General features: G+C 54.6%; 6 protein-coding genes. 5 read left to right on the forward strand and 1 reads right to left on the reverse strand.

The features are described 5' to 3' along the window. Positions 1 to 77 precede the first annotated feature (77 nt). Positions 78 to 980 carry a 4-(cytidine 5'-diphospho)-2-C-methyl-D-erythritol kinase gene (ispE, locus tag H5P30_RS19140; protein WP_185694522.1) on the forward strand — a complete coding sequence of 301 codons (903 nt, stop codon included), beginning with the start codon at positions 78 to 80 and terminating at the stop codon, positions 978 to 980. An 18-nt stretch (positions 981 to 998) separates the two neighbouring features. Next, positions 999 to 2,786, forward strand: coding sequence for a phosphoenolpyruvate--protein phosphotransferase (ptsP, locus tag H5P30_RS19145; RefSeq protein WP_185694523.1), 1,788 nt, complete (start codon positions 999 to 1,001; stop codon positions 2,784 to 2,786). 457 nt (positions 2,787 to 3,243) lie between these two features. Here the strand turns inward: ptsP and acs are convergent, their stop codons facing one another. Beyond that, complete coding sequence (acs, locus tag H5P30_RS19150) at positions 3,244 to 5,211, reverse strand: acetate--CoA ligase (protein ID WP_185694524.1); 1,968 nt, start codon at positions 5,209 to 5,211, stop codon at positions 3,244 to 3,246. A gap of 119 nt (positions 5,212 to 5,330) precedes the next feature. Here acs and H5P30_RS19155 point away from each other — a divergent pair, with 119 nt between their 5' ends. The 3 genes from H5P30_RS19155 to H5P30_RS19165 all read left to right on the forward strand — a co-directional run. Further along, the gene (locus H5P30_RS19155) at positions 5,331 to 5,900 is read left to right on the forward strand and encodes a YceI family protein (protein WP_185694525.1); all 570 of its coding nucleotides are present in this window, start codon (positions 5,331 to 5,333) and stop codon (positions 5,898 to 5,900) included. 204 nt (positions 5,901 to 6,104) lie between these two features. Beyond that, on the forward strand, positions 6,105 to 6,869 hold the full coding sequence (locus tag H5P30_RS19160) for a M48 family metallopeptidase (protein WP_185694526.1): 765 nt from the start codon (positions 6,105 to 6,107) through the stop codon (positions 6,867 to 6,869). A gap of 128 nt (positions 6,870 to 6,997) precedes the next feature. After that, on the forward strand, positions 6,998 to 7,310 hold a 313-nt coding region (locus H5P30_RS19165), incomplete at its 3' end, for a transposase (protein ID WP_185691333.1).

The raw sequence follows: 7,310 nt of genomic DNA on the forward strand, positions 1-7,310 counted from the left end.
TTGACTGCTCTTATCCTGTAGCTAAAACTCACTGAAATTTTGCTTCTACGACTAGTGATAGGGGCTTCACTTCCACGATGAAACTTTTCTCACCAGCCAAAATAAATCTCTTCCTGGCAGTAACAGGAAGAAGGCCGGACGGGTATCATTCCCTTCTCTCTTTGGTGGCCCCTCTGGCTTTTGGTGATGATTTGGAGATCGTCGAGTGCTCGGGAGAAAGCGATCAGCTTCGATGCGATCAACCGGGAATCCCTCTCGACGGGAGTAACTTGATCCTCAAGGCGGCGAATTCTTTTCGCCGCAAGTCGGGGCTTGATCGCCATTTCGAGTTTACGCTAACGAAGAGAATCCCGTCGGGTGGTGGATTTGGGGGCGGCAGCAGCAATGCGGTCTGCGCTTTGCGGGGAATGAATCAATTGTGCGGAAATCCGCTGAGTGCCGATGATCTTTTCGAGGTGGCTGAAGAATTGGGCTCGGATTGTCCCTTGTTTCTCGTCGATGGCCCGGTCGTTATGAGAGGGCGGGGGGAGAAGCTCCAGCCCGCTCCCGAGTTGGCAGATTTCCTCCAGGAAAGACGGGTCCACCTCTTCAATCCGGGGTTTTTCAGCTCTACGGTCGATCTTTTCCGGAAGATGGCGGAAAGGGGAAAGTACACGGCGTCTGATTTCGCGGAGAAACAATTAGAGGACCTGATGCGATCAATTCAGAAAGGTGATTTCGGCTGGACGATGCGCAACGATCTCGGGAAACTTCTGGCGACCAAGTATCTTTTTTATGACACTCTCTTCGCCCTTTTGAGAAAGATCGGGCTCTCTGAATGTGCCGTTACGGGTAGTGGCAGTGGTGCTTTTGTCTTGTCTCGTAGAGAATCTGACAGGAAAAAGATGGCAGATCTCTGTGATCAGCTCCTCGATGGTGAAGGATTTATGATTGAAACCCGGTTTTTGGGAAATAAAGATAGGTTGGTTACACAGCCCTAATTTTGGGGTTTCTGTCAGGTGTCTGAAGAAAATAAAGAGATCATACTAAACGGTATCCCGGCTGCTCCTGGGGTGGTGCATGGTCCTGCGTTCGTATTTCAGCACCAGGAGGTGGATGTTCCCGTCTATCGTGTGCCCGAGTCCAAGCTCGAGAATGAGAAGGACCGTTTCGAAAAGGCATTGCTGCAGACGCGGTCGCAGATTCTCCGCGTACGGCAGGAAATTGCCCGTAAAATCGGGGAATCCGAAGCGCAGATCTTTGACGCCCACCTCCTCGTCCTCGAGGACAAAGCCCTGATCGACGAAACTATTTCGGCGGTGGAGGACAGTGGGAACAATATCGAACACTGCTTTGCTTTGGTGGCCCGCCGATATATTGATTTCTTTGACTCGATGGAGGACGAATACCTCCGGGAGCGGGTCGCTGACATCCGTGATGTGTCCAAGCGGGTGCTCTCGAATCTTCTTGGTGAGACTTCTCTCGGGTCGATGGGGACGGATGCGCTTTCCGAACCTCATATCTTGGTTTCGAATTCGATCAACGTCAGTGATGTGGCCCAGATCAAGCGCGAGCGGATCCTCGGATTTGTCTCCGAAAGTGGCGGTCGCACCAGTCACGCAGTGATTATGGCCCGCTCCATGAAGGTGCCTGCGGTCGTGGGGCTGGAGAATGCCAGTGAGCTGATTGAGATCTCGGACACCGTGATCGTGGATGGATATGACGGCTTGGTGATCGTGAATCCCACCGTCGATTCCCTCTATCGCTACGGACAAATTTCGGAGAAACGGGATACGATCCGGAAGATTTACGAGTCGAAGGTGGCCCTCCCGTCGGAGACGGTCGATGGCAGTAAGGTCAAGATCATGGCCAACATCGAAGAAGCGGGCGAAATCCCCAGTGTCTTGGAGAGCCGTGCCGAGGGTGTCGGCCTTTTCCGGACGGAAGGCATCGTGCTCCGTGAGCGCCAAGCCTTGGCTTCGGAGGACTTGCAGTTCGACCAGTATCAAAGAGTGGTCGAGCAACTGGCTCCGCTTCCGGTCGTGATTCGCACGTTGGACATTGGCGGCGATAAGGAACTTCCAGGGAACCTATTTGGGCGGGAGCAGAACCCATTCATGGGTTTTCGGGCGATTCGCTACTGCCTGAAAAATCCGGAAATTTTCAAAGAGCAATTGAAAGCAGTCTTGAGGGCCGCCACCTATGGAAAGGCGCGTCTGATGTATCCCATGATTAGTGGGGTCCGAGAACTGTTGGAGGCCAACCAGTTGCTGGAAGAGTGCAAGCTGGAGTTGAAGGAGCGCGGCGAAGCGTATTCCGAAGATATTGAAGTCGGGAGCATGATCGAGATTCCGAGTGCTGCCTACACCGCCGATGTCATTGCCGAAAACTGCTCATTTCTCAGTATTGGAACGAATGATTTGATTCAGTACATGCTGGCCGTCGACCGGGTGAACGACAGCATTGCGCACCTCTACGATCCGAGCCACCCCGGTGTGCTGCGGACAATCAAGGCCGTCATCGATATGGCCCACGAGAAAAATACGCCTGTCGCAGTGTGTGGGGAAATGGCCAGTGATCCGGTTTATGTTCCTCTCCTCGTCGGGATGGGAGCGGATGAATTGAGCATGTCTCCGAGCTTGATTCCGGAGGTCAAGTTCATGATTCGCCACATTTCCATGGGCAGCGCCCGGGATCTGACCGAAGAGATTCTCTCCCTCAAGCGCCCCCGCCAAATCTTCCGCCGCCTCCGCGAGTTCTACCGTGGCGTCATGAAAGACGCTGTCGGCGAAGATTTTCTCCCCTGAGGAGGTGCACGGCGAAGGCCTTATCTCAGTAGTCGGGCCAAAGTAGTGAGAGCTTCCAGCTCTCTCTGGCTACGCAAATCGAGAGCAAGATGCTCTCGCAACCTTCTCTTAACGCCCGCAAAAGTCATTCCTCGGCAGCCGAGTCAAAGTAGTGAGAGCTTCCAGCTCTCTCGGGTTACGCAAATCGAGAGCAAGATGCTCTCGCCACCTTCTCTTACCGCCCGCAAAAGTCTTCCCTCGGCATCCGAGCCAAAGTAGTGAGAGCTTCCAGCTCTCTCAGGCTGCGCAAATCGAGAGCAAGATGCTCTCGCCACCTTCTCTTACCGCCCGCAGAAGTACTCCCTCAGCATCCGAGCCAAAGTAGTGAGAGCTTCCAGCTCTCTCAGGCTACGCAAACCGAGAGTAAGATGCTCTCGTTACTTTCTCATAACGCCCGCGAAAGTCTTCCCTCGGATTCTTACTGCTCTTGATACTTCTTGCGCAGGGTTTCGACGACACTGGGGTCGGCGAGGGTCGTGACATTCCCCAGCGCCTTGCCTTCGGCGATATCGCGGAGGAGGCGGCGCATGATTTTCCCGGAACGGGTCTTGGGGAGGTCGCCGGAGAAGATCAGCTTTTCCGGAACGGCAAATTTACCGATGCTCTTGATGACCAAATCCTTCAATTCCTTTTCCAGCTTTTCGTCGGCCGTGGCATTTTCGCGAACGGTGATGAAGGCGACAAGGCCTTGTCCCTTAATCTCATGGGCGACGCCAATGACCGCAGACTCGGCCACGGAGGGGTGCTCAATGAAGACGCTCTCGAGTTCGGCGGTGCCGATCCGGTGTCCGGAGACATTGACGACATCGTCCACGCGACCGAGGATCCAGAAGTAGTCATCTTCGTCAGTACGGGCTCCATCTCCCGGGAAGTAGTATTCACCGTTCCACTTGCACCAGTAGGTGTCTTTGAAGCGCTGGGGGTCCCCATAGATCCCGCGAAGGATCCCGGGCCACGGTTTGCGAATCGCCAAGATGCCGGCTTTTTGCTCGTTGCCCTCGTCGTCGAGGACCGCGGCGTCGATCCCGAAGAGAGGGAGGGTTGCGCTGCCGGGTTTGGTAGGAGTGGCCCCAGGAAGCGGAGAGAGGAGGATGCCACCGGTTTCGGTCTGCCACCATGTATCCACAATCGGGCAGCGGTCAGCTCCAATGACTTTGTGATACCAGATCCACGCTTCCGGGTTGATCGGCTCTCCCACGGTTCCGAGGAGGCGAAGGGAGGAAAGATCTTTGGCATTCGGCCATTTTTCGCCCCATTTCATGAAGGCGCGGATAGCGGTCGGAGCGGTGTAGAAGATGGTGACTCCATATTTCTCCACGATGTCCCAGAATCGACCATTGTCGGGGGAGTTGGGGGCGCCTTCGTACATGACGACACTGGCGGCGTTCTGGAGGGGACCGTAGAGGATGTAGCTATGGCCGGTGATCCAGCCGATATCGGCCGTGCACCAGTAAACATCTTCTTTCCGCATGTCGAAGACGACCTTCGTGGTCTGGTAGGCATAGACCATATACCCACCGACCGTGTGAATGATGCCCTTGGGCTTGCCGGTGGTACCGCTGGTGTAGAGGAGGAAGAGCATGTCCTCTGAATCGAGCTGCTCGGGTTCGCAGTGAATCGATTGGTCCTGGACGATGCGGTGGTACCAGTGATCGCGGCCTTCCTTAATCCGGCAGGGGAAGGGGTCGCCATGACCGCGCTTCACGACAATGACTTCCTGGATGCAATCGACGCCTTCAACCGCTTCGTCGACGATCGATTTGAGGTTAAGGATCTGCCCCCGGCGCCATCCGCCGTCGGCAGTGATGACACAGCGCGCCCCGCAATCGAGAACGCGGTCGCGAATCGAATTGGAGGAGAATCCAGCAAAAATGACGGTATGCACCGCGCCGATGCGGGCACAGGCGAGGGTGGCGATGGCCAACTCCGGGATCATGGGGAGGTAGAGGGCGACGCGGTCACCCTTGCCGACGCCGAGCTTCTTGAGCGCGTTGGCAAATTGATTCACCTCCCGATAAAGGTCGAAATAGGTAAGAACTCGGGAGTCGCCCGGTTCGCCTTCCCAGATCAGGGCCGCCTTGTTGCGATCACCATTCTCAATGTGACGGTCGATACAATTGTAGGCGAGATTGGTCTTCCCGCCCTCAAACCATTTGAAAAAGGGCTTTTCGTCCTCATTCAGAACGCGGTCCCAAGGCTTGAACCAGTGGAGTTCGGAGGCGATTTCGGCCCAGTAGGCCTCGGGGTCGTCGATACTGCGTTGGTACTCGGCCTCGTATTCCTCCATCGACCGGACTCGGGCTTTCTCCGCAAACTCGGGAGTAGGGGGGAAACTTCGGTTTTCTTTGGATACACTTTCCAAGAGGCTTTGGATCGACTCACTCATTATTATTGGGGTTGTTGGTTAGGGAAAAGTTATCAGTAAATTTGACAGAACAAATTAGCGTCTCTTAATGGACCATGAATCGAGTTTTCGATCAACTGGAAATCCACCCAAAATCAATCATGAAAAAATCCTTCATTCTTGCAACGGCCTCATTAGTAGCTCTCGCATCCCTTGCCTCTGCCGCCCCAAAAACTTTCAAGGCCGATCCCGCGCACTCTAGCATCAATTTTAAGATCCGTCACTTCTTCACGCCGATCCCCGGAAACTTTGGGGAATTTGAAGCGACCATCGTTTATGATGAAGCGGATCCGTCGAAAAGTAGCGCTACCGCCTCAATCGAGGTCGAAAGTATCGATACCGATAATGACAAGCGCGATGACCACCTTCAGTCCGATGATTTCTTCAATGAAGAAGCCAATCCGGAAATTACCTTCAAGTCCACCTCGTGGGAGAAAACTGGAGACAACGAATTTGACGTGAAGGGAGATTTGACAATGGCGGGTCAGACCAAGGAAGTGGATCTGGTCGCTAAAATGTTAGGCGCCAAGAAAAACCAGAAGGGTGTATTGGTCTCCGGTTGGGAAATCACCGGAACCATCGACCGCCGCGACTGGGGAATCAACTATGGCCAGGGCATCGTCGGAAACGAAGTCGACATCGATATCTTCATCGAAGCTCCCGAAGCCTGAAAAATTTCTGCCTAAATAGAGGGCAGACACTCAATCACTCACTACATCTATCTTCTCTCAATCCGGCAGTGGAAATCCTTCCACTGCCGGATTTTTTTTGAAAAATTACCGTTCTTCAAAGGTCCGTGGAGAGTCATGATCCAGCTTGATTCTCGGACCGCTATCACGCTATTTTTTTGGAATGAGAACTGCGTATAGGCAGCAATGAGTGGACGGCCAATCGAATGCGAAACATCGGCTCCCGGAGGGGAGACGGTGAGTCGGGAATTTGTGAGCGAAGTGATTCCTCGGGCTATTTTTCAGCGACGCAAGGGGCTACGGCGCCTGCGCATGTCGTTCGACTACGAGAACCGACTGATCATCGCGGTCCCGTGGAATTGCTCGATGCGAAAGGCCAGAGATTTTGTCGAATCCAACCGTGATTGGGTTATTGATCAAGCTGCATCCCTCTCCCCGGTCCTAAGTCTCGAAGAGCATTTTTCCCGGAGCCCATTTATCTCCATGGAGGGACGCCGGATCGCCGTCTCGATTCGGCGAGTGGAGGCGGGGAGAAGCCAGTGGATTTATGACGAGAAGCGGGCAGAGGGGCTGTTTCAATTACGCAATTCCGATCCGAGTGAGACGGCTTTGAGAAAGCTCTTGCGCAAGGTCGCGGCCGTTTCCTTAGAGCAGCGCGTGCGTGAACTGGCCAGTCGGCATGGTTTCGAACCAGGTCGGGTTACCGTCCGGGATCAGAAAAGCCGGTGGGGTTCCTGTTCCCGCAATGGGACCATTTCTCTCAATTGGAGACTGCTCCTTTTTTCGCCCGGAGCCCAGGATCACGTCATTCTCCACGAACTGGCTCATTTGCGGCATCTGGATCATTCCAAGAATTTTCACCAGTTACTCTCCTCACTCGACCCTCAGCGGACGGAGCACGAGGCCGAACTCGACCGCGACGGCGCCCGCTGGATGCGGGTCGATCGGTAGGAGCCCGTTTGCGGAAGCTGCACGAGAGTAGGGCAGTAGCTTCAGCTGCGCCCACGTTGCCCCTCCGCCCACGTTGTCCCTCCGCCCACGCTTGAGCTTCCCCTGATATGTTGGACAGCTCGGTGCAAATGAAAAGGATAACCGATATGCCACCAACCAAACCTGCCTATTCCCGTGAGTTCCGCGAGGGAGCTGTTGATCTTCTGATCAGTAGTGCTCGCCCTCTCAAGCACGTAGCTGAAGAACTGGGAGTTTCCCCGAACACGCTGAGATTATGGCGTAATCGTGCAGCTGGGATCGGAGGAGAAGGAAGGGATCGAGACCGGCGTGAGCCGGGGGAGATGCCTTCCGGAGCCTCCGATCCTGATGAAGCCTCGGAGCTAAAGCGTTTGCGCCGGGAGAACGAGCAACTGCGTCGTCAGCGCGACATCTTAAAAAAAG

The organism is Puniceicoccus vermicola, assembly GCF_014230055.1.
In the GTDB taxonomy this organism is placed as follows: Bacteria; Verrucomicrobiota; Verrucomicrobiia; order Opitutales; family Puniceicoccaceae; genus Puniceicoccus; species Puniceicoccus vermicola.

Excerpts from the sequence above, each read along its gene's own strand:
- ispE (WP_185694522.1), top strand. The coding sequence starts at position 78 with ATGAAACTTTTCTCACCAGCCAAAATAAATCTCTTCCTGGCAGTAACA.
- acs (WP_185694524.1), bottom strand. The coding sequence starts at position 5,211 with ATGAGTGAGTCGATCCAAAGCCTCTTGGAAAGTGTATCCAAAGAAAAC.
- H5P30_RS19155 (WP_185694525.1), top strand. The coding sequence starts at position 5,331 with ATGAAAAAATCCTTCATTCTTGCAACGGCCTCATTAGTAGCTCTCGCA.
- H5P30_RS19160 (WP_185694526.1), top strand. The coding sequence starts at position 6,105 with ATGAGTGGACGGCCAATCGAATGCGAAACATCGGCTCCCGGAGGGGAG.